The organism is Sporosarcina sp. HYO08 (assembly GCF_001563475.1).
In the GTDB taxonomy this organism is placed as follows: domain Bacteria; phylum Bacillota; class Bacilli; order Bacillales_A; family Planococcaceae; genus Sporosarcina.
The window spans coordinates 1-21317 of the sequence record NZ_LPUT01000008.1 but is presented as its reverse complement, the minus strand read 5'-3'; the positions used below and the strand labels follow the sequence as shown (position 1 = coordinate 21317).

At 43.1% G+C, this 21317-nt stretch carries 19 protein-coding genes; 12 read left to right on the top strand and 7 right to left on the bottom strand.

The window, feature by feature from the left end:
- Window positions 1-302: 302 nt before the first annotated feature.
- The 3 genes from AU377_RS04365 to AU377_RS04355 form a co-directional block, all read right to left on the bottom strand.
- Window positions 303-794, bottom strand: a complete 492-nt coding sequence (locus tag AU377_RS04365; protein ID WP_067404761.1) for a competence protein ComK — start codon at window positions 792-794, stop codon at window positions 303-305.
- A 176-nt stretch (window positions 795-970) separates the two neighbouring features.
- Window positions 971-2587 carry an ATP-binding protein gene (locus AU377_RS04360; protein WP_067404758.1) on the bottom strand — a complete coding sequence of 539 codons (1617 nt, stop codon included), beginning with the start codon at window positions 2585-2587 and terminating at the stop codon, window positions 971-973.
- 317 nt (window positions 2588-2904) lie between these two features.
- Window positions 2905-3138 carry a hypothetical protein gene (locus AU377_RS04355; RefSeq protein ID WP_067404755.1) on the bottom strand — a complete coding sequence of 78 codons (234 nt, stop codon included), beginning with the start codon at window positions 3136-3138 and terminating at the stop codon, window positions 2905-2907.
- A gap of 581 nt (window positions 3139-3719) precedes the next feature.
- Between AU377_RS04355 and AU377_RS04350 the strand changes: the two genes are divergently transcribed.
- The 3 genes from AU377_RS04350 (at window position 3720) to AU377_RS04340 (ending at window position 6875) form a co-directional block, all read left to right on the top strand.
- Window positions 3720-4217, top strand: coding sequence for a sigma-70 family RNA polymerase sigma factor (locus AU377_RS04350; RefSeq protein ID WP_067404752.1), 498 nt, complete (start codon window positions 3720-3722; stop codon window positions 4215-4217).
- A 165-nt stretch (window positions 4218-4382) separates the two neighbouring features.
- A complete protein-coding gene (locus AU377_RS04345) occupies window positions 4383-5321 on the top strand; it encodes a carbohydrate kinase family protein (protein WP_172794022.1) in 939 nt (312 codons plus the stop codon).
- A gap of 525 nt (window positions 5322-5846) precedes the next feature.
- Window positions 5847-6875 (top strand): DMT family transporter, encoded by a 1029-nt coding sequence (locus AU377_RS04340; RefSeq protein ID WP_067404747.1) that lies wholly within the window; start codon window positions 5847-5849, stop codon window positions 6873-6875.
- Between the two features lie 495 nt (window positions 6876-7370).
- Here AU377_RS04340 and AU377_RS04335 read toward each other — a convergent pair whose 3' ends face one another.
- Window positions 7371-8093 (bottom strand): hypothetical protein, encoded by a 723-nt coding sequence (locus AU377_RS04335; protein ID WP_067404743.1) that lies wholly within the window; start codon window positions 8091-8093, stop codon window positions 7371-7373.
- Window positions 8094-8371: 278 nt separating this feature from the next.
- Between AU377_RS04335 and AU377_RS04330 the strand changes: the two genes are divergently transcribed.
- From AU377_RS04330 to AU377_RS04320, 3 genes are all read left to right on the top strand, one after another.
- A complete protein-coding gene (locus tag AU377_RS04330) occupies window positions 8372-9877 on the top strand; it encodes a YifB family Mg chelatase-like AAA ATPase (protein WP_172794021.1) in 1506 nt (501 codons plus the stop codon).
- A gap of 1 nt (window position 9878) precedes the next feature.
- Window positions 9879-10457: a transposase gene (locus tag AU377_RS04325; RefSeq protein ID WP_067404740.1), complete on the top strand. Its 579-nt coding sequence runs from the start codon at window positions 9879-9881 to the stop codon at window positions 10455-10457.
- Between the two features lie 234 nt (window positions 10458-10691).
- The gene (locus AU377_RS04320) at window positions 10692-10919 is read left to right on the top strand and encodes a hypothetical protein (protein ID WP_067404737.1); all 228 of its coding nucleotides are present in this window, start codon (window positions 10692-10694) and stop codon (window positions 10917-10919) included.
- 576 nt (window positions 10920-11495) lie between these two features.
- Here the strand turns inward: AU377_RS04320 and AU377_RS15725 are convergent.
- The gene (locus tag AU377_RS15725; RefSeq protein WP_253724381.1) at window positions 11496-11606 is read right to left on the bottom strand and encodes a putative holin-like toxin; all 111 of its coding nucleotides are present in this window, start codon (window positions 11604-11606) and stop codon (window positions 11496-11498) included.
- Between the two features lie 615 nt (window positions 11607-12221).
- Here AU377_RS15725 and AU377_RS04315 point away from each other — a divergent pair.
- Window positions 12222-13712: a glycosyltransferase family 2 protein gene (locus AU377_RS04315; RefSeq protein WP_067404768.1), complete on the top strand. Its 1491-nt coding sequence runs from the start codon at window positions 12222-12224 to the stop codon at window positions 13710-13712.
- 38 nt (window positions 13713-13750) lie between these two features.
- On the top strand, window positions 13751-14632 hold the full coding sequence (galU, locus tag AU377_RS04310) for a UTP--glucose-1-phosphate uridylyltransferase GalU (RefSeq protein ID WP_067404733.1): 882 nt from the start codon (window positions 13751-13753) through the stop codon (window positions 14630-14632).
- Window positions 14633-14793: 161 nt separating this feature from the next.
- Here galU and AU377_RS04305 read toward each other — a convergent pair whose 3' ends face one another.
- Window positions 14794-16146, bottom strand: coding sequence for a glucose-6-phosphate isomerase (locus tag AU377_RS04305; RefSeq protein ID WP_156450377.1), 1353 nt, complete (start codon window positions 16144-16146; stop codon window positions 14794-14796).
- Between the two features lie 234 nt (window positions 16147-16380).
- Here AU377_RS04305 and AU377_RS04300 point away from each other — a divergent pair, with 234 nt between their 5' ends.
- A complete protein-coding gene (locus AU377_RS04300) occupies window positions 16381-18114 on the top strand; it encodes a phospho-sugar mutase (RefSeq protein WP_067404730.1) in 1734 nt (577 codons plus the stop codon).
- 221 nt (window positions 18115-18335) lie between these two features.
- Entirely contained in the window at window positions 18336-18635 is a 300-nt protein-coding gene (locus AU377_RS04295; protein ID WP_067404727.1) for a hypothetical protein, read from the top strand.
- A 370-nt stretch (window positions 18636-19005) separates the two neighbouring features.
- Here the strand turns inward: AU377_RS04295 and AU377_RS15720 are convergent, their stop codons facing one another.
- Complete coding sequence (locus AU377_RS15720; RefSeq protein ID WP_253724380.1) at window positions 19006-19116, bottom strand: putative holin-like toxin; 111 nt, start codon at window positions 19114-19116, stop codon at window positions 19006-19008.
- A 608-nt stretch (window positions 19117-19724) separates the two neighbouring features.
- Here AU377_RS15720 and AU377_RS04290 point away from each other — a divergent pair.
- Window positions 19725-20783, top strand: coding sequence for a hypothetical protein (locus AU377_RS04290; RefSeq protein ID WP_156450375.1), 1059 nt, complete (start codon window positions 19725-19727; stop codon window positions 20781-20783).
- A gap of 28 nt (window positions 20784-20811) precedes the next feature.
- Window positions 20812-21006, top strand: coding sequence for a hypothetical protein (locus tag AU377_RS04285; protein ID WP_067404721.1), 195 nt, complete (start codon window positions 20812-20814; stop codon window positions 21004-21006).
- Window positions 21007-21317: the final 311 nt, after the last annotated feature.

Below are 21317 nucleotides of genomic sequence, written 5' to 3'. Positions count from 1 at the left end.
AATTCATAAATGAGTCCTCCTTGGTATCTAAATTAGGGGTCAATTCGCTCAGATTTGACACCCCGCATCATACCAAGAGGGCTTTTTATGTTCAAGTCCCCTAAAAAGCTTCTAACAGGAATGCTCCCTATCAGTATATAATATTTTTATTTCGAAAATTTATATAAAAATATTAGGAGTAATGTACATAATTCAGTTTCTTGTACAGGTACCATTTTTAAACCTATTAATATCCGGCGACAGCCACTCACGCAATTCCCACACAATTAACAAAAAAAGACCCTTTTGTGGAAAGGATCTCTTTACAACATTTTCAATTCTTTTTCCGCAATTGGCGCGTTTTGGGATAACGCTTTCGAAATGCTCATTAACGTGAGAAGCCGCTGCTGTTGTTTTAAAACCGTGTGTTTTGACACTTTCACTTCAATCGCCGTGCCATTCACAAATGTTACAAGAGAAACCCCTTTTCTGCGTTCAGTGACATAAAATGGATGATTAAACACCCATACACATTCATCCTTATCCGATGCAGTTGTAGGGAATGCCCCGATCGAATACGGAGAAATGATAAACGGCGGTTTTTTGAAATAAGGCATAATCTTCTTAGCAGCCTGTACCCTTCCCTCAATCGTTGAAGCATACCGGATACACGCGCGATTCAGTAATGTGTAAGGATCCATCTCTGAATAATAAATACCATTCTTCTTATAAATCACGGATTGATATTTTAAAGAAAAAGCCCTTGTCACTGCCAATGTCTCATGATCGATCAAATTGGAATCACAGTTCCACAACGCCTTCACCCCTCTTGTATCTTTATCTCTACTTTACCATTGCCTCCACCTCTTTCATAGTTCAAATTACTTAAATACGCGGAATAGTTAAAATGACTTATTACAGCATCCGGGGCGAGACCGATTCCCCCCGGAAATAGTTTGTCGGATGATTCTTCCATCCACAATACGAGCGTTCATTCTTCCCTTAATGGAACGTAAACTTTAAAAGTTGTACCTGCTCCCATTTTGCTTGTCACTTCAATTTTCCCTTTCATTCTGTCAATAATTTGATAACAGACCATCATCCCAATTCCTGTTCCCTTTTCCTTTAAGGAATAGAATGCGGTCCCAAGCCGCTCTAACTCTTCTTCGCTCATGCCAATCCCTGTGTCCTGAATTTCAAACACGCCATATTGTTCTTCTTGATAAACGAGCAAAGTTAACGTCCCTCCGTCTTTCATCGCTTCAATGCCATTTTTTAAAATATTGATCAGGACCTGCCTTAATTCGCCTGAATTGCCATCAAGAAAAACGTTGTCCTGCAAGTCGGAAACAAGTAATATGTTATTCGTCATCATCGCATAAGAATTCATTAAATCTAACACTTTTGAAGCCATTTCACCTGCGTCAATCATTTCAGTCTGTTCGATATCGGGCTTCGCCAGTGAAAGATAATCATTAATAATCGTTTCTGCCCGATTCAACTCATTGATCATCAGCTTTATGTACATTTGTTCCTCTTCACTGATCTCCTCTTTTGCCAAAAAGATTTGCAAAAATCCTTTGACAACCGTCATTGGATTTCTAATTTCGTGTGCGACAGAAGCTGCTAGTTGTCCAATTGCATTCATTTTTTCTGCTCTCTGAAGTTCACGCTGAATTTTAGAGATCTGTAAGATTTGCTCCATTTCATCAATCGCTTCTTCAAATCTATGCAAAGACCCTATGTTTTTTGGGACCGTACCAAATTGCTCAGAAGTTGCCGATAGATGTTCAAACAATAAAGAAAGATTCGTCGTCATGAAGTTAAATCTTTCAAACAACACCCCTAAATCAGCCTGACTGGCGGAATCTAATTTAATGTTAAAATTCCCGCTACTTACCTCATTAAAGCCTGAAATGATTTCATTCACCGGGTTCAATACTTTCCGTAAGCCATTTTTCAAAATGAAATAAACGATTGTTATGATGATCACAAAAAGGACAATCAAATAAAGACCGATTTCTTTTTGAAATTTATCGAGGAGGGAAGCATTGATATCCAAACAAAAGACTGCCGCTACATTTCCATTGGCATCCGTCATCGGAACAAAGGCAGTAATCCACAGCCCTAATACCCCCCGATATAAATGAGTGGTTGTCACATCCTTGTTTTGAAGTACCTCTTTATATCCTTTTAAAAAAGCCTTGTTCTGCTCATAATAAGTGAGCGATTTCATTCCTAATTTTTCAAAGCTCTTTGAACTCACCAGAATGTAAACATCGCTCTCGTTCACAATTTCAGGCGCTAATATATAAGCATCTGAGAATGGAGCCTTTTCATTCACTAACGAAATCGTTTCAAATAAGCTTTGAAACGCTGGATGCGTTGAATCTTGTTTCTCCTTCACCTGTTCGATTTCTTCATGATCGATTTGCGAACTCCATAAGGTAGCCATCTCAACAATGCGGTTTCTAAGCTGTTCCTCCATCTGTTTCGTCTGCAGAAAAAAGCTGATCCCCCCCGTTAAGAGAACGACAAAAAAGCTAATAATAAATGAGAATAACAATACTTTCCTAAATACAGGCAAATTTTTCATTTGATCCTGCATACATCAATCACCCATTCCTTCTTTCTCAAAACTACCTTCGATAAAGATTAATAGATTGAAAATTTAGCACTATTCCCTCTATTATAAACAATTGTGCTAAATTGTGAAGCTATACTTCAAAGCAAACATGAATTATGCCAACGTTTCCAACTGTTCAAACCCGTTCCAGAATCAACACAAAATAGAGGTCACCCCTCACGGATCACCCCTTAAAACTATATTTCAAATCATGCTTTTTCTCCTGTTTTCATCGCTACGTTCGATAAAAACACATCGATTCATCTTAAATCAAAGTAACCGCTTACACAGAAAGCTTTTTAAACAACATCTCCCCGTCTACTTTTACATACATAAGTATAAAATATAAATTCAATCGGTAGATCTTCGCAGCTTTTTATGTATTCTATATTCGCATAGACAACCTCTCCCCTGCGGTGCATCCCTTTGTATTTTGCATCGACAACAGTAATGAGTTCAAATTTTCGTTTCGTTAGCTTTTCGATCAAAGCCCCTGTATGTTCGTTATCTCCCAACACTACATGCATAATCATGATGAAATCCCCCAATTTCTAACATTTTTTGATCCTTCAAAGACTGATCATCCAAATGACGATCCAGCCAACAGCACATTCATCTTTCCCCTCTCCTTCCCCCACCGCCTTATCCAGCCAAGCAATTGGAAATTAAAGTTATATATTATATCTAACTTTATTATACGGTTAGTATGGCAACAAAGTAAATACTTTCTTCCCATTACATATTTCTAGCTCAAAATACATAGAACGATCCTCAGGGGCAATGACGAGAGATGAGAAAGAAATCGGAAGCAATGGCGCTTCGATACAGCGGCAAAGTGTTCTACCTGAAATGTGTCGCGTGGTGCCAGGTACTTCTGGTATGGCGTTGCATCCCCCCTCGGAAACGACAGCCCTCTACTACTTGCATTGTTCAAATTTCCAAATGCACCAAACGGTCCAAAAGACCCAGTTAATAGATGATCTTCCCCGAACGATTTTTCAACTTGTCCCAAGTCAAACGTCACGTTTGGCCATTCGCATCCCCTTATCCAATCATCTACGATGAATTCACCCGGGAATACAACGTATCGTGCACGGTCGGAAAGGCCGAAACCATGACGGATTTTGAGGAAGTGTTACAGCAATTTGAACCGATGATTTCTGCATCCATTCGCACATTAAATATTTATCGTGACTACGAGCACTTTCGGCAAACAGGGCGAATTGCACTTTGGCAGGCATGGCAGCGATTTGACCCAAACAAAGGAAATTTCACCCCCTACGCCTATCGCAGCATTCGAGGCGCGATGTTGGATGAATTGAAAAAGGAAAATCATTTTAGTGAGCAGGTAATCCAAATGGAAGATGAAATATTAGAATTAACTGGCGGGACCGACTTCATCCCCAAAAATGGTTTGTCGGATGAGCTATTCACTGCATTGCTAGAATTGTCACTGCCAGAGCGGCAATTACTCCACTGGCTGTTTATCGATGAATTCACACAAGCGGAATGCGCGGCACGAGCTGGAATTACCGTTGCTGGGATTAAAAAACGAAGGGAAAGAATGCTTGCGAAACTGCGGAGGAAGTTGGAAAATGGCAGGATTGGGTGAGGTGTTGGAGACGTGCACTAGTCTATTGGACAGCACTCTGCAAGCGACGTAGGTGATCCCCATCTGCACAGATACCGGCTTTTAAAAGTCAGCAGTCCACGGAAGGCATATTTTTTGTATAATGAATGGTACGATTGAAAAAATGAACTGATGGGGAGTACATCAATAATGGTTTCTAAGAAAAAACATGTCCTGATCTATGGTGATGTCTTTGTCGATTATATCGCGAAAGACCAGACGAACACGACTTTTAATACATTCCTTGGCGGCGCAACGGTGAATGTGGCGGCAGGCGTTGCTAGACTGGGTGCGCCTTCAGCATACATTACCGTCATCGGAGACGATGCGACTTCACAATTCGTCTGGAATGAGTTGCGTCAAGAAGGCGTCGACTTATCGTTCGCTAAACGGGAGAGTGCCAAACGAGTATGCGGTGTCTCCGTCCATTTGACCGAAGAGAATGAGCGCGTTTTTCACTCGTATATCAACGAGACACCTGATATCCAAGTGGAAGCTTCCGATTTAGAAGCAACTGCATTTCAGAACGCCTCCGTATTGCATATTGGTTCGGGTACGATGTTTCATCCAACCGCTTTAGACACAACGAGGAAAGCAGTCCAACTAGCGAAAACGTCGGGTGTACCGCTATCGTTTGACGCAAATATCCGTCCACTTCGTTGGGAAAATGAAACGACTTGCCGCGAGACGATTCTGTCTTTTTTCAGTGAAACGGACCTTTTAAAACTAACAGATGAAGAGCTCTATTTCCTTACTGAAACAGAAACACTTGAAGCCGGCATCGCGAAACTGGCGTCTTATCACATCCCAGTCGTATTGATCACTGTCGGCGCAGAAGGAACCTTTGCGATCCTTGATGGACACGTGACACATGTGGGCGTTGAACCGATTGAGCCCGTCGATACGACGGGGGCAGGTGATGCATTTATTGCGGGCATTCTTCGGCAGATTCATATCAAAGGGATGCCAAAAACACATGACGAGTGGATTGACTATGTCTCATTTGGCAACAAACTCGGCGCACTTTGTGCAACGAAATTGGGTGCTTTGTCGGCGATGCCAAGGTTTGCAGATCTAGAGGAATGATTAATAGAAAGAGAAGTCGACCAAAGATTGCCGTGGTTGACTTCTCTTTTTTTAATAGGCAATTGTAGTGTATTGTCTGAATAGCGTCGCGCACGCACCCTTCACTCCGCATGCATAAAAAAGCTGCATCTTATCATACTAAAATCAATGGATTATCGTTCCCTCTTGTTTTCTCCCGACCTGATCGACCTTAAGCAATTGAGCTTGTCTGAAGATCACTTATATTGTCGGATCATTGTGGTATGTGGCTCCTACGCTACAGTATATGACGATTAGGAAATTGCATGTAAAACTTCAGTGATTCGCACATACTCAAAGTGAGTGCCGCGGTGCTTTAGGGAAAAACAGTGAATATCAGATCGCTTGCGTCAGATTAGGTGTTGTTAAAACAAGAAATGAACAATCCATGGCATGCATTCGCCTAAGAAAAAATCAGATCGCACAATCCAGTCTTTTCATGTTTCCATGACGGGGAGGGTAGTTTTTAACTCATCTAGACAATCTATTTTACTTGGAGTGAAACAAATGGCTCAAACTGCTGTTAATAAAGAAGGGGGAACTGGTAAAGCATACCTGATCCTCATCATTGGGATCATCTTTCTCGCGTTTACAGCCCCTTGGGTGAAACAATCGAATTTCGACCCAGCGACGTCTGTTATCCTTCGCTGTTCGATTGGAGCGCTGGCTTTACTCCCATTTGCCATTCGGGAAGCAAAAAAACTCGGTGCGCTCAATAAAAAAGGGGTCATTCTTTCCATTGTCGCAGGTCTGTTTCTCGGAATTGACTTTACGGCTTGGAATTATTCCATCTACTATGTCGGCTCGGGTATCGCCTCAATCTTGCTGAACCTTCAGATTATCATCTTACCTGCGCTTGCATTTTTAATCGACAAGGAAAAAGTTCCAAGAAGCTTCTTTATTGTTGCGCCAATCATGATACTGGGCGTTGTTCTGTCTGGTGGTGTTTTGGGCGGTGGTGGGCATACGGAAGGACCGACTACCATACATGGAATCAATATCGCCGTTCTTGGGACGATTGAAGGTAGTATATCCGGCATTTGTTACGGGATCTACCTCTATGCCAGCCGTAAGGCAACGAAGGTCAATAGGGGTCAGTATATCCAGCCGATGCTATTTGCGAGTCTTGCCCAGCTAGTAGCGCCAACGGTTGTCATGTTGTTTTTCTCTCACCGTGGATTCGATTTGACGCACGGAATGATGGTTAATGGCGTGCTTCCACCGAATCCAGAAACCGCTCTCGGTGATCCCATCACCGGCATGAACTGGTTCTGGATGATTGTTTTAGGTGTAGCAGGGCAAGCGATGGCATGGACGTTTGTTCAGTATGGTTCGGTTCGGTTGAATTCTACAATTGTTGCCGGACTCTTGTTGCTCAGTCCCATTTCTACCGTCGCAGTCATTGCCGTCCTTCTTTTCGGTGAAATACCGTCATTTATTCAGATCCTTGGTATTGTTATTGTTCTCGGAGCCGTTGCCTACCAGAACGGACTCTTGAATAAATTGAGGGGCGGAAAACCGCGGGGAGAACCTTGATTTGAAGGGTGCTTGCACGAACCCCCAGTCAATGCAGCTCACATCCGCATAAAGAGCGGTCGGCCAGTTATCAAGGAGTTTTCATAAAAAGTAACCACCCTGCTTACCCGCCAGTTACCTGTGAACTGCGAGTTAGCGGAGGATGGTTACTTTTTTTCAATAACAATCGCGATGATTGGTAACATAAATGTTTAAATTAATGAATAATGTCGTGCACAGGCACCTTTCAAAGAAGACAGTAAAACCACCCTACGCCGTCGCAAGCTTAAGGGTGGTTCTTAGAGAAACATATGGCTACTAAGACAACCACCACTCTGACGATAGTAGTTGCAATGAGAAGTGTTGGCGCACTTCTCATTTTTATTATGTTCCCATTATGCATAAAATAAACCCTAAAATAAATTTTTTAACTGCATTTAAAAAGACAAAAAGTTTAGTGTCGTGCACCCGACACTGACACTAATCATGCAATCGTATGGATCAAAAAAGAATCTTTCACCAATGAATCTTTTCCGGATATTCATCTTTGATTTTAATCATGTCCGTAGAGACACCGTGGTGTTTTGCCGAGGCTTCGACATCTTCCTTTAGCTTGTAGTAACGATTATTCTTTTCATTGATCCGCTTCACCATAATGCTAATATTCGCCAACCGTTTGTCTCGATCCATTTCAATGAATTGAATATTCAACTCATCGAGATACTGCGTCGTATATCGATAAAAAGAATCGTAAAGACGCGGCTTGAAATAACGTTTACAATTTTTAAATTTACTTTCCGGAAGCGTCTCTTCCAAACATGCAGCAACTGCTGACTGAAACTTGCGGACAGCCGCAATCGTAGGATCCCAAGCATGGAGCTTTTTCGTTTGTGTTGTCTTGTCGATGAACTCGTTCAATGAGAAAGAAACAAACAACAATTCCGGCCAGAGCACTTCAAATTGTAAATAAATATTTGATTCAGTACCCGCAATCGACAAAAAACGCATTTTATCCCGGTCCAGTCCATTTGAGACAAAACGCGCACCCCGACCGCCCATCATCGCATGCCGCAAATCATAGCAAACGCCAAGCACACGGAGCCGCACCTGTTCGAACCCAGCATACTCCCATTCTTCACCAACAACAAAATGCAATGCGTCATATAATTCATTAAAATCATGCCAATCCCCTGTCACATACACACCTGCATAGTTCGGCGTATTCTTCAATTGAATCATCAGTTATCACTCCGTTCGCTGTCTTTTAATGATACGGTATTTTCATATCTTGTACAGCACGCATAGTAAAAATCACCAAAATTTTTATTTCATCCCCTATTCTTAGTTAAAATTTCATTTTGCTATCGCTTTTTAATTAAAAATTAAATTGTAGCCTCTTTGGTTGTATTCAGACAATTGTCTTCAATGGATTTTCAAGTTATTGTAAGGAAAATTGAGAAATTTGAAAGCGGTGAAGAACGATCGCATCCACCATTATGAGCGTAGGATTAGAAGGTATGAAAGGACATAAAGTCAAAGTTGAGGCGAACGTGCGGGTTGATAAAGAACAGTGTGTCATTATCGGACTTCCGGATACTTCCATCAAAGAGTCAAAGGAGCGTGTGCTTAGTTGTTTACACGCCCTTGGTCTCGATATTGACATGAAAAAAATTACGATTCATTTGTCACCGGCGGATGTTCGGAAAAGTGGCACCGGCTTTGACTGCGCCATGCTGCTCGCTGTCATGCAAGAAGTGTTGGAAAACCCTTTGCCAATCGATGATTCAACATGTGTCATTGCAGCTCTGTCCTTGAATTGCGAACTGATGCAATTCCACGGCATGATTCCAGCATTACAACAGGCCATTGCGCTTGGGTTTAAACGTATTATTCTACCTCCAGTTGACGTTTCCTTTTTAAGCCATACGACAGATGTGGAACTTGTACCCATTCACAATATGGATACACTCATCTCTTACTTGCGGGGGCAGCCATCTTTCACACTTGAGCCCGTTACACCAATCATGGTTGAAGAACAAGAACCAACACTTCTGTTCCAGTCAATAACAGATTTTTCTTCCATTCGGGGGCATAAAAGAGCGAAGCGAGCGATGGAAATCGCTGCAGCAGGAGGGCATCACGTATTGCTAACTGGTCCTCCTGGTTGCGGGAAAAGTATGTTGGCGGATGCTTTTCATACGATCCTACCCGATTTGACGCCCGAAGAAATGGTCGAACTGTATAGTATTTATCATTTAGCGCGCGAGTCCCGGGGGTTGTCCAGCCGACCTCCCTATCGCCATCCCCACCACTCCGCTTCTTCAGTTTCATTAATTGGCGGCGGGACTTTTCCCAAACCTGGTGAAATTTCACTTGCCCATCATGGTGTTCTCTTTCTGGATGAATTAGGAGAATTCTCAAAAAAGACACTAGACATGCTGAGGCAACCGCTCGAAGCTGGCGAAGTGACAATTAGCCGCGTGAAACAATCGGTCACGTATCCATCAAGCTTCATTTTGATCGCAGCGACAAACCCTTGTCCCTGCGGCTATGCGGGTTCAAATGAAAGATATTGCACCTGCGCGCCAAAACAAGTAACAAACTATCAACTGAAAGCATCCGGACCCCTACTTGATCGGCTCGATTTTGTGTTGACGTTAAGAAGTGTCGGATTGCAACAAGATGGAATTTCGGAAACATCTGCTGAAATTCGAAAAAGAACGGAAATGGCCCGTCAACTGCAGCGGAATCGATATGGCAGTTCGGAATTGAACAGCTCTGTCCCTTTTCAACTTTTACAGGCAACAGCTAAATTTTCAGAGGAGCAACTAGGTCGCATTCAACAGACCTGTTTTGAGCAAAAATGGAGTAACCGAACACAAACGAAGATCATCCGGATCGCACGGACGATTGCGGACTTAGAAGGACTTGATCAGATCACCGATGCAGCACTACAAGAAGCAATCGAATGGAAATTACGCGCTTCACCGCTACAGGAAGCTATAGCTTTGGGGAGACAGTAACATGACAAGACGTAAACGTGACTGGATGCCGAATGCCTATTTCCATGTCATCATGCGCGGCAACAATCGGCAAAACATTTTCCAAACAAAAGAAGATCAAATGCAAATGATCCGCGCAATCGAATTCGCCTACGACAAATATCCATTTACAATGCTAGCTTTTTGCATCATGACCAATCATTATCATCTGCTGATCAAATCCGAAGAAGCCGAGCTCAGCAAAATCATGGCACGTATAAACCGGCGATATAGTGATTATTACGCCAAGCGCTACAACCACGTCGGTCGCATTTATCAGAGACGATACTTTGCAAAGCATGCCAATGGTCCCGATGCCATACTTGCCATTAGCAGCTACATCCACCGCAACCCGATCGACACACAAGTTCCGATGGTGAAAAATCTTGAGGATTATTCGTATAGTTCATTCCCTTACTATGCGAATGAAAAACTGGTTCCGCCGCGGTTTTTAAAAACTGATGTTGTGGCGAAATTTCTGCCGAATCCATTAGAGAAAACAAACGAGGCGTATTGTCATTATTGCATTTCCTACAGACAAGTCGTTGAAGAAGATGAATAGATCTGGCTTGAAAGGTGCCTGCGTAAACTTCTTTATGCAATTGTAGTGGATTGTCGGAATAGCGTTGTGCACAGGCACCCATTTTTACTTGCACTTTGAAACACTTAGTGAAGCAGAAGGCTCAAATAATAACTTTATTCTTCAAGTGATTGTAGATCAAAGAATCATTCCATCTGAAGAGTCTGTTTCACAGTTGATTAATAATTTGTTATAATAAAGAAAGGAGTGATGGATATGTTGTTTGGAAGAAGAAAAAAAGTGTCAGATATCATTAATCAAATAAAGCCAATTAACAACAATATTTCTATTGATAAAATTGGTTCTGGCTCACGTAAACGGCACAAACAACTTGTTGATGCAAAATATGCAGAACGGCTATTTTTAAAGAAAATGGCACACTCTACTGAAATGGAAATTGATGAAGAAAAGACGGAATCCTCTTCCAGTTATTCTTATAGATAAACGTTAAAAATCCTACTACCCGTTGCTTTCCGTTCCAGGTGGACGCTTTCTGCGGGGTCTCACCATTCGCGCTATCCCCCGCCGGAGTTGATTACGGCCACCCGATTTTACCACTCGTGACATCTTTTTTACCACATAACGCCAAGAAACTTACCACACAATGACACTAAATGTACCACCCCGTTGAAACGCATGCACGCTGGGGACAGTGGTAAACAGCTTGACGTTACCTGGTACATTTATTGTCATTCGATGGTAAAAAGCTTGTCACAGGTGGTACATTTCATTGGCTGTAATCATGTAGTGTATTGTCAGAATAGTGTTGTGCACCCTTCACTAAGTTTTATTTATCCGCTAGTGCGAGGATAAAGTTCGATAAGCACTCCACAGGCGGCGTTTTAACAGGTGTTATCTTCGCATGAATGTGGTAAAATAAGCATATACTAAAAAAGACTAGGTGCGTGAACACCCAGTCAGTGCAGCTGACATCCGCATGAAGTGCGGTTGGCCAGTGGTAAAGAGCGTTTAACTTAAAAAAGTAACCATCTCATCTACTTAGCCGGTAGCGGATGATGGTTACTTTTTTCTATCGACGACAATCACGATGATTGCCACCAATGCTGTTAAGCTTGTGGCTAAGAATATACCAAATTGAAAAAGCATATTCATGGCATCGTATGTCATCATATAAACACCCCCTTTCTTTCAAGGGAGTGCCAAACCGCCCATCCGCTGTATGTCACCGCGTCTATTATTCTATCACGTTCGATACAGAAAACGAACAAAAATATACGGGGATTGATGGCAGTCATTTACACACTTTTCAAGAATTGCTCCACATTGTGAACGGTGTGCGAGTCGGAAGCAACGATAAATATTGACGAAAAACTATGTTTTGGTCTATGCTACCCATAGGGAGTCTCCTTTCTGTAAGAATAGAACTGGTTTAGTCGTCAGTTTTATTTTACAGTAGGGACTCCTTTTTTTCATTTTTCAAACACTTGGCAGGCATTAAAAAATGGAAGTTATTTTACAGCTATGCAACGCTAGTGGGCACCTCTCACTACATAGTAGGCATTTATACCCCTTTACTCTACTCCCCCCACCTCCTAACAAAATTCCTCTAATCCCGAAGTTCTAGATCCACCCGCTCCCCAGTAAATTAAGATAGGGAAAATGACACACACATGCATGAGATAGCGTTTCCGGTTATTGATCGATCATCACAACACGACAGGAGGAATCAATGTAGCTATGCGGGAGATGGGGCCATTCGAAAGCGGAAATGGGGGGGAAGCGCCGATGTCAAACCGTGTACCGGGAGTTAGGAACACGTTTATGAGACCGCGGATCGTTGCATTTATCCCCGCTCACAACGAGGAATCATCGATCCGTGATTGTTTGGCAGGATTAGGCGACCAGTGTTTGCCGCCCGACGTCGAGCTGGATGTAATTGTGATTGCAGACAACTGTACGGATCGAACCGAGGAGATAGCGTTGAAAGCGGGGACGGAATTCAATCTGGAATTGACGGTGCTGACCACCAAGAACAACAAGCAGCGGAAAGTCGGTGCGTTGAATGCCGCGTGGAAGAGCATTTATGGGGATCCACTGGATCTGTATGATAAAAAGCGGACGCTCTATCAGGAATATTACCGGAACTCCATTAAGGCCATCCTCGGAATGGATGCGGACAGCCGGCTTGCACCCGGCGCGTTAGCCGAGTTGTGGGAAGGTCTGATGAGCGCGCGGAATATTGGCGGGGTGATGGCGAAGTACACGATGAGGATGCCGGAAAAGAAAAGCCTGATCTCGAAAGCCGACCCCCATTATGAGACCAAGATCGCAAGCGGCGAGTATGGCGGGGCGATGACGCGCTGGTGGACCCATCAACAGAAACAAGACATGGCAAGCTGGCTGCTGGATCTGCAGTATAGCGGCGGCAGCACATACGTATTAGGTGGTCAGGCCACCTTGTTCCGCCCCGAAACGCTGCAAGATGTGATTGACGAAAACAAGCTGGATGGACCTTGGCAGGATGAAAGTGATGTGGAAGACATGCTCCTGACGTGGCAGATCCAGAAGAAGTGGAAAACGCTGATCAGCCCCACTGCGCGCTGCTATGTGGATGCCATGAGATCGTATCATACGTTCCGGCAGCAGCGGAACAAATGGCAGTCCGGAACCGTTGATCTGCTGACAAATAAAAATATCGGCGTCCGTTCGAGGCACATGGGGAAGATTTGGCGTGCGCAAATAAAAACGCTCATGAATCTGCTCATCCGCATTTTATTCATCCTTCTATTGATTCTTAGTATTTCAACGGACCAGTTCCACTGGGCATGGATCTGGCTCACACCTGTCGTCATCGCATCTATATTGAATACGATCCTTGCGCTGAAAACGCCCATGAATCGGCCCATCGATGTGATATTCGCAGCTCTTTTGATAAGTCCCGAAATCTATCTGTGGGTCAACCTGATCACCTTTGTGAATGTATGGCTTGGAAAATTATCCACGAATAAAAAAGACGGGTGGGCCATCCAGTACAGCGCTGAAAGGGGACAGACGAAAAGCAAGCTGGCCCAGGGCATACTCGCGGTTCTGTTCTTCATCGCCCTCGCGGTGTATGTGTGCGTTCACGAAAGGGAGTTCCTGACGAGCCAAGCCGTCCAGACTGCCGTTTTGCCATTTTTGGAAACGGGCTGGACCGTACTCACCTACATCACCATTTTGGCAACGCTGAATATGGTGTACCAGATTTGGAGATTGCGGGGGCGCCATAAAGCATAGGAAACAGCGCCAAAAATACAATTATCCGGAGGGATCTAATGAAAATAAAAAAAGCGATCATTCCAGCAGCTGGATTCGGCACACGGTTCTTGCCGGCTACGAAAGCGCAGCCGAAGGAAATGCTGCCGATTATTGATAAACCGACCATCCAATACATCGTCGAAGAGGCGGTGGCATCCGGTATTGAGGACATCATCATCGTGACCGGCAAGGGAAAACGTTCCATCGAGGATCATTTTGATTACGCCCCTGAACTGGAACAAACGCTATTGAAGAAAGGGAAACTGGACCTGTTGGCCAAAGTGCAGTATTCCTCGGGCCTTGCCAATATACACTACGTCCGCCAGAAGGAACCGCTTGGCCTCGGCCATGCCATCTGGTGCGCACGAAGCTTTACCGGGGATGAACCGTTCGCAGTCCTCCTCGGCGATGATATCGTCCAAAGCGGACGCCCTTGTTTGAGCCAACTGCTCAGCATCCATGAGCAGACCGGTTCATCCGTCGTCGGAGTCCAGCAAGTTCCCCGGGAAGACACGAAGCGTTATGGCATCATCGAACCCGGATTGCAGGAAGGCAGGCGCTATGAAATCCGGAATCTAGTAGAAAAACCAAACCCCCGGGAGGCGCCCTCCAATCTCGCGATCGTCGGGCGCTACATTCTGACGCCCGAGATCTTCCGTTTTTTAAACGAGCAAAAGGTCGGTGCCGGCGGAGAAATCCAGTTGACTGACGCCATCCAGCAATTGAATAGGCACCAAAACGTGTTTGCGTATGAATTTGAAGGAAAACGATATGACGTCGGCGAAAAAACGGGCTTCATTAAAGCGACGATCGACTTCGCCCTTCTGGATGGCGGGATTCGCTCCGAGCTGCTCGCTTATATGAATGAAGTGATCGCAAAAGAAAAAAACGCTGTGTGAGTAAAGGACAAAAAGGGAAGCAAACCGTTTATTCGGCAGCTTCCCTTTTTTGTAATTTGTGAAAGGGATAGGCAAGGTGCGAAGCGATCCGTACGGCATTCCCCCGTCATGCATGTACATTCCTACTGCCGGCCGTCTACGCGTGCACCTCAGCGTGCACCTCAACGCCCGGTTTGCAGCAATCGGAACATATGGCCTTTATACGCTTCCACACCGGGCTGGTCGAACGGATTGACACCGAATAAGCACGCGCTCATAGCACACGCTTTCTGGAAGAAATAGACCAGGTAACCATACGTGTGGGCGTCCATTGCAGGAATTTCAAGCACAAACCCCGGCACGTCACCTTCCGCATGGGCTTCTAGCGTGCCCTTAAAGGCTTCGCGGTTTACAGAATCGACTGTGGTCCCGGCCAGGTAATTCAATCCATCTATATTCCGTTCATCCGGTTCAATCAATACGTCGTGCACCGGCTTTTTCACAGCAATGACCGTCTCGAACAAATTGCGCTGGCCTTCTTGGATATACTGCCCGAATGAATGCAGATCCGTGGTGAACACTGCTGAAGCCGGGAAGATTCCCCGTCGGTTCTTCCCTTCACTCTCTCCGAAAAGCTGCTTCCACCATTCCGCCAAATACTGCATGCCCGGCTCATAGGCCACGAACAGCTCAATTGCCATCCCTTTCTCGTACAGAACATTCCGCAGGACCGCATACCTGTATGCGTCATTCTGCTCTAGCACCGGCTCATTCAGCTCGTCCCACGCTTTCAAAGCGCCCGCTAGAACCTCCCCAATGTCAATACCGCTAACCGCCATCGGCAATAGACCGACCGCAGTCAAAACGGAATAGCGCCCCCCGATATCGGCAGGGATCGCAAACGTCTTATAGCCCTGCAGATCGGCCAACTCCCTGAGCGCTCCTTTTCTTCTATCTGTCGTCGCAACGATCCGTGCCGCCGCCCCCTCTTTCCCATACTTCTCTTCCAGCAGCTTGCGGAAAATCCGAAAAGCGATTGCGGGCTCAATCGTCGTGCCTGACTTGGAAATGACATTGATGGAAAAATCCTTCCCGTCCAATAGGTCCATCACGTGCCTAATATACGTGGAACTTAGATTATGGCCGACAAAAATGACTTGGGGCGTGTCCCTTTTTTCGGCGGGCAGCAGATTGTGGAAACTGTGGTTCAGCATTTCGATCGCAGCACGTGCACCTAAATAGGAGCCCCCGATCCCGATCACGAGAAGGACATCGCTCGTTTCCTTGATCGCCGCGGCACAGTCCTGGATCCGGACAAGCTCCTCCCTGTCCGTGTTGTCCGGCAGATTGACCCATCCCAAATAATCTTTATGGACAGAAGATTCGCTGTGAATGATATGATGGATCGCTAAGACCGTCCGTTCAAAAGACATAAGTTTATAACTTTCCAAAAAACGGGTGGCTTTTGATAGATCCAACCTAATATGCGCCAATAGTTCATCTCCCTGTATTTTGTTTTCAAAACTGCGGTTCATCGGGTGATTGATGAACCGGGTGATTTGCGGATGATCACGTGACATTCCGCTCCTTTCTATCCACCAGTCTTCCAATATATGCACCGCCATCAGGGAACTATGCTGTATTAGTTTCTTGCACCGTTCACTCCCAGGCACTTTTTTTGATTTTTCGTTTTAATCGTTCCTTATTAAGAATAAACATTATTGTCTGACTATTTTTTATACACACTATTGGCGTAAAGGAGAAAGCATATGTCCTGGAAAACGAAAGTAGCTCAATGGCTAAATCATAAAACGCTGGATGCGGCGTTAAAAGAGGAATTAATAACCGTTCAAGAAGATAAGAAACTGCTTGAAGACAGCTTTTATAAAGAGCTGGAATTTGGAACAGGCGGCATGCGCGGCGTGTTAGGACCGGGGACAAATCGAATGAATATTTACACCACCCGGAAAGCGGCTGAAGGGCTAGCGTGTTATATGGTGGAACAAGGAAGAAAAGCAATGATGCGCGGCGTGGTGATTGCTTATGATTCCCGCCATATGTCGCCGGAGTTTGCGTTGGAAGTAGCGAAGACAGTCGGCAAACATGGCATTCAAGCGTATGTGTTTGATGAGCCGCGCCCGACGCCCGTATTGTCATTTGCGGTGCGGTATTTGCATGCATATGCCGGTATAGTGATTACGGCGAGTCATAATCCCCCTGAGTACAATGGCTTGAAAGTGTACGGTGAAGATGGCGGCCAGATTCCGCCGGCAGCGGCTGATGTGATGATTAACTATGTGCAAATGGCGGGCAGCGAGCTGGCGATTGAAGCAGCCGATGAGCAGGAGTTGTTAGACAAAGGGCTGCTCACTTATATAGGGGAACAAGTGGACCGCGCTTATATCGACGCGCTTCATTCGATTCAGTTGAAGCGTGAGCGGGCTGGCAATGACTTATCCATTGTTTTTACTCCGCTTCATGGGACAGCGAATAAGCCGGTGCGTGCTGGGCTTAAAGCGTTTGGCTTTGAGAATGTAATTGTCGTAAAAGAACAAGAACTCCCTGATCCGAACTTTTCAACAGTCCAGTCACCAAACCCTGAAGAGCATGCGGCGTTTGAGCTGGCGATTCGTTATGGAAAAGAAATTGATGCAGACATTTTAATGGGAACCGATCCGGATGCCGATCGCCTTGGTATAGCGGTGAAAAATTGTGAGAATGAGTATGTCGTGCTAACGGGTAATCAAGTTGGGGCGTTAATGCTCTATTATTTGCTTGGGCAAAAGCAGAAAAATGGCAGGCTGCCTACTAATGGCGTTGTACTAAAGACGATTGTCACGTCAGAGATTGGTCGGATGATTGCGGCTGATTTTGGTGTGACAACGATAGATACATTGACGGGATTTAAGTTTATTGGTGAAAAAATGAAGCAGTTTGAGCAAACGGGTGAATATACGTTTTTATTTGGCTATGAAGAAAGCTACGGGTATTTAATTGGTGATTTTGTGCGTGATAAAGATGCGGTGCAGTCTGCGGTATTTATGGCAGAAGTGGCCGCCTATTACAAAACACAAGGGAAATCACTGTATGATGGATTATTGGAGATCTTTGAAAAGTATGGTTTTTATCAAGAGTCGCTACGCTCGTTGACATTGAAAGGAAAAGATGGGGCGAAGCAAATTGCGTTGATTTTAGAGAAGTTCCGGCATAATCCGCCAAAGGTCATTAACGGCGCACCGGTCACTGAAATTGCCGACTACGCAGCAAGTGAGTGTACGGATATTCGTACAGGCGTTACAGCAGCGATCGATTTGCCACAATCGAATGTACTGAAGTTTAAATTAGCTGATGGCTCCTCGGTGTGTGTACGCCCTTCAGGCACGGAACCTAAAGTAAAATTTTACTTTGCGGTAAAAGGCGAATCAATGGCTGATAGTAAAGAAAAGCTTTCTAGTTTGGAGAATCATGTGATGGAGCTAATCAATCGTTCGATGAAAATATGAAAATCAACTAAATAGCCTAGGGAGAGACAAATGGATAAGTTAGGGAGAGTTCTTCACTGATTTAAATCAGCGAGGAACTCCTTTCAGTGTATTGCCGGAATGGTGTCGTGGCACCCATCACTTTTTTCAACACAGGCACCCGAAATTTTATTGGGGGCTTACAATTGACTGAATATTGACGGGTTGCTAAGATATATTCAAAATACTCCGGAGGTGTTAGAATGGCTAACTTTGAATTTGATTATAACATTAACAGATATAGTGAAAAATTCTGTAAAAAAGATGGTACACTTTTAAAACTAAGTGATCCCTTTTTAGCTGCAAGAGAAGTATCCAGAGAAGGTGGAGTGAATAATTTTCTAAACAAACACTATGAAGAAAGAAGACACCATGAATGGCAACAGGAAGATCCCCATAATAATGATTTAACACTAGAAGAAATTAAAGAACTTAAAGCTATAGAGAAAGCCGAAAGCTTGGGCTGTAAAAGCAAAAGTATATTTGAAGTTGATCATAAATAATATAAAATAACTTTTATGAGTTATGGGCACCGGATGCTAAATGCCTGTGCCCTGTGCACGCTGTATTTATAACAATTCGACGCATTTTATGAAAATACAGGAAGTAACTGCTAAATGTCGGCATTACACTTCTTTATGCAATTGTAGTGTATTGTCGGAATAGCGCTGTGAACAGGAACACTTACAGGCATCTTTTTAACAGGTGTTATCTTCGTATGAATGTGATAAACTAACCATATACTAAAAAAGACCGGGTGCGTGAACACCCAGTCAATGCAACTGACATCCGCATGAAGTGCGGTTGGCCGGTTATCAAGGAGTTTTCATAAGAAGTAACCACCCTGCTTACTTGCCAGTTAGCGGAGGGTGGTTACTTTTTTCTATCGATGACAATCACGATGATTGCCACCAATGCTGTTAAGCTTGTGGCTAAGAATATACCAAATTGAAAAAGCATATTCATGGCATCGTATGTCATCATATAAACACCCCCTTTCGTTCAAGGGAGTGCCAAACCGCCCATCCGCTGTATGTCGCTGCGTCTATTATTCTATCACGTTCGATACAGAAAACGAACAAAAATATACGGCAATTGATGGCAGTCATTTACACACTTTTCAAGAATTACTCCACATAGTGAAAGGTGTGAGAAACACATTGATGACAATTCGATAAAATCTATAAAAATACAAGAAGCGACTACTAAACACCATCATTAAACTTCTTTATGCAATTGTAGTGTATTGTCAGAATAGTGTCGCGCACAGGCACCCAACACTAATTAGTTTATCGTTTACATGGCCGTAATCAGGTACCTTCCTTTCATAAATATCTTGGATGTCATATTGTCTCTTTTGTTATATAATAGTCATAGGGATTATGCTCCAGTCTGCCAAGTATTTCTTGGAGAGAATCCTTCTTTTTGTTTATTTGGGACTTCTTTAAGGAATTACTCAAATAAAACATCGGTTTTGAAGTGAAGAGGCAAAGGTTGTTCATTACAGGAATTGGAGAGGTAAGATGGTTTGGAGCATAGTAATACTTACTCTTTTTGGGATTTTAACTTTCCTGTTTTTCAGGAATTTAATAGTGAATTGGATATTATCAATAAAACAGAAAAACATTCCGTTTGGTATTAATTCTCTTAACTTTTTAAACATCGTTAGTTTAATTTTGGCCGTTATTTCAGTCGGTTTTACTATTAGTAGCGATTTAGTCAATAAAGTTAGTAGACATGTGCAGGATAATGGAGCTGCCTATCTCGTCTTTTTTCTTATTATTCTAGTTCTTGTGTTTTACAGAATGAATATCAAAAACGATATAATTACTTCTTTAAAAAGACAACTTGATTCTGAAACAAAAGAATTGTGGAAAAATTATTCCGAACTTAATGATTTTTACCGTCAAAAGACCTTAGCTGATACAATGGAAAGATTCATTAACTCTTCTCCACATGTAATATCTGTCCAAAGATACAAATACCGTATTTTCAAAAACAATAGAAACTTGAAGATTATACTTAACGGCGATTATACGTATGTAAGAGAAGGCGATGATCTAAATTTAGTTGCTCAAGGCTATTTTAATTTTGATTTAAACAAAATTAACCAGATTATTAGCGCATATGCAAAAGCAAGAATTAGTTTAAAAACCGAAAATGAAAATGATGATAATTACGAAGAGTTAGAAGACATTTTTATTGACTTAATGGATAAACTAAATAATATCAATGCAGAGGATTATAAGGACACCGATGTGTTTACATTTGAATTAATAAAACTTATACACCCATACCTTGAATCTGGTCTGAATATGACTATCCCCCTAACTTTATCGGAGTCTCAATTAGATGCTTTAAACGGTCGTAAATCAGGCATTGATATTGCGATGTTTTTATTGAGGGATTACATTAATATTAAAACTCAAATTGATCAATTTGATTATAAAGGACTTTCTGATTCAAAAAAGTATCGCATTTATTCCAATATACAAATAACTAATGCATTGGGTGAAAATTACGTATATGTACTAGCTCACCATCCGGACGAAACATGGTCGCAGCAGAAAAAAGTAAATAAGATTCAAGAAGACACGGCAAATTTTGTTCAAATAGCCGAGACGGAAATCCATTTCATAAAGAAGCTTTAAGATATTATAAACTAGGAGGTGTTTGCTCATGGTCAGATTTAACAATCAAGAATCGATCGTTAATGTTGCAATTACTCCACAAAATCAAGAGGTTAGGCGCCAACGCTTTATTGAGAAATACAAAAAAGCATTTAATACAGAACTAGAGGTTATTGAAAAACAAAATAAAAACCCCAATAAAGTTGTAGTGAATGTATACGGAGTGAAGTCTAAATGGATGTAGGTATCTTGGGGGCACCTTTTACTAATGCCGCTTGAGACTTTGATTTTAAGTGCCTGTGTAACACACATTTATGGCAATTCAAATAACGGAATAAATATTCACAACATAATCCTCCGAAGCACTCAATAACCGCTTTTTTATTTCAGTTTATGCATTTGTATTGTATTTTCGGAATTGTGTCGTGCACAGCGTTTAATGTGAAATAAGTCAAACGCGAAGTTAAACGATTTTTGGCCGCACGAAACCAAAGCCTCATAATGGTATTTTTTGGAAACTCAACAATCACAGAACACTCTATATAGGTGTCTTTC

Bases quoted from the DNA above. Each gene is read 5' to 3' on its own strand.
- AU377_RS04360 (WP_067404758.1), bottom strand. From the start codon at position 2,587: ATGCAGGATCAAATGAAAAATTTGCCTGTATTTAGGAAAGTATTGTTA.
- AU377_RS04355 (WP_067404755.1), bottom strand. From the start codon at position 3,138: ATGATTATGCATGTAGTGTTGGGAGATAACGAACATACAGGGGCTTTG.
- AU377_RS04350 (WP_067404752.1), top strand. From the start codon at position 3,720: ATGACGGATTTTGAGGAAGTGTTACAGCAATTTGAACCGATGATTTCT.
- AU377_RS04340 (WP_067404747.1), top strand. From the start codon at position 5,847: ATGGCTCAAACTGCTGTTAATAAAGAAGGGGGAACTGGTAAAGCATAC.
- AU377_RS04335 (WP_067404743.1), bottom strand. From the start codon at position 8,093: ATGATTCAATTGAAGAATACGCCGAACTATGCAGGTGTGTATGTGACA.
- AU377_RS04330 (WP_172794021.1), top strand. From the start codon at position 8,372: ATGAAAGGACATAAAGTCAAAGTTGAGGCGAACGTGCGGGTTGATAAA.
- AU377_RS04325 (WP_067404740.1), top strand. From the start codon at position 9,879: ATGACAAGACGTAAACGTGACTGGATGCCGAATGCCTATTTCCATGTC.
- AU377_RS04320 (WP_067404737.1), top strand. From the start codon at position 10,692: ATGTTGTTTGGAAGAAGAAAAAAAGTGTCAGATATCATTAATCAAATA.
- AU377_RS15725 (WP_253724381.1), bottom strand. From the start codon at position 11,606: ATGATGACATACGATGCCATGAATATGCTTTTTCAATTTGGTATATTC.
- AU377_RS04315 (WP_067404768.1), top strand. From the start codon at position 12,222: ATGTCAAACCGTGTACCGGGAGTTAGGAACACGTTTATGAGACCGCGG.
- galU (WP_067404733.1), top strand. From the start codon at position 13,751: ATGAAAATAAAAAAAGCGATCATTCCAGCAGCTGGATTCGGCACACGG.
- AU377_RS04305 (WP_156450377.1), bottom strand. From the start codon at position 16,146: ATGAACCGCAGTTTTGAAAACAAAATACAGGGAGATGAACTATTGGCG.
- AU377_RS04300 (WP_067404730.1), top strand. From the start codon at position 16,381: ATGTCCTGGAAAACGAAAGTAGCTCAATGGCTAAATCATAAAACGCTG.
- AU377_RS04295 (WP_067404727.1), top strand. From the start codon at position 18,336: ATGGCTAACTTTGAATTTGATTATAACATTAACAGATATAGTGAAAAA.
- AU377_RS15720 (WP_253724380.1), bottom strand. From the start codon at position 19,116: ATGATGACATACGATGCCATGAATATGCTTTTTCAATTTGGTATATTC.
- AU377_RS04285 (WP_067404721.1), top strand. From the start codon at position 20,812: ATGGTCAGATTTAACAATCAAGAATCGATCGTTAATGTTGCAATTACT.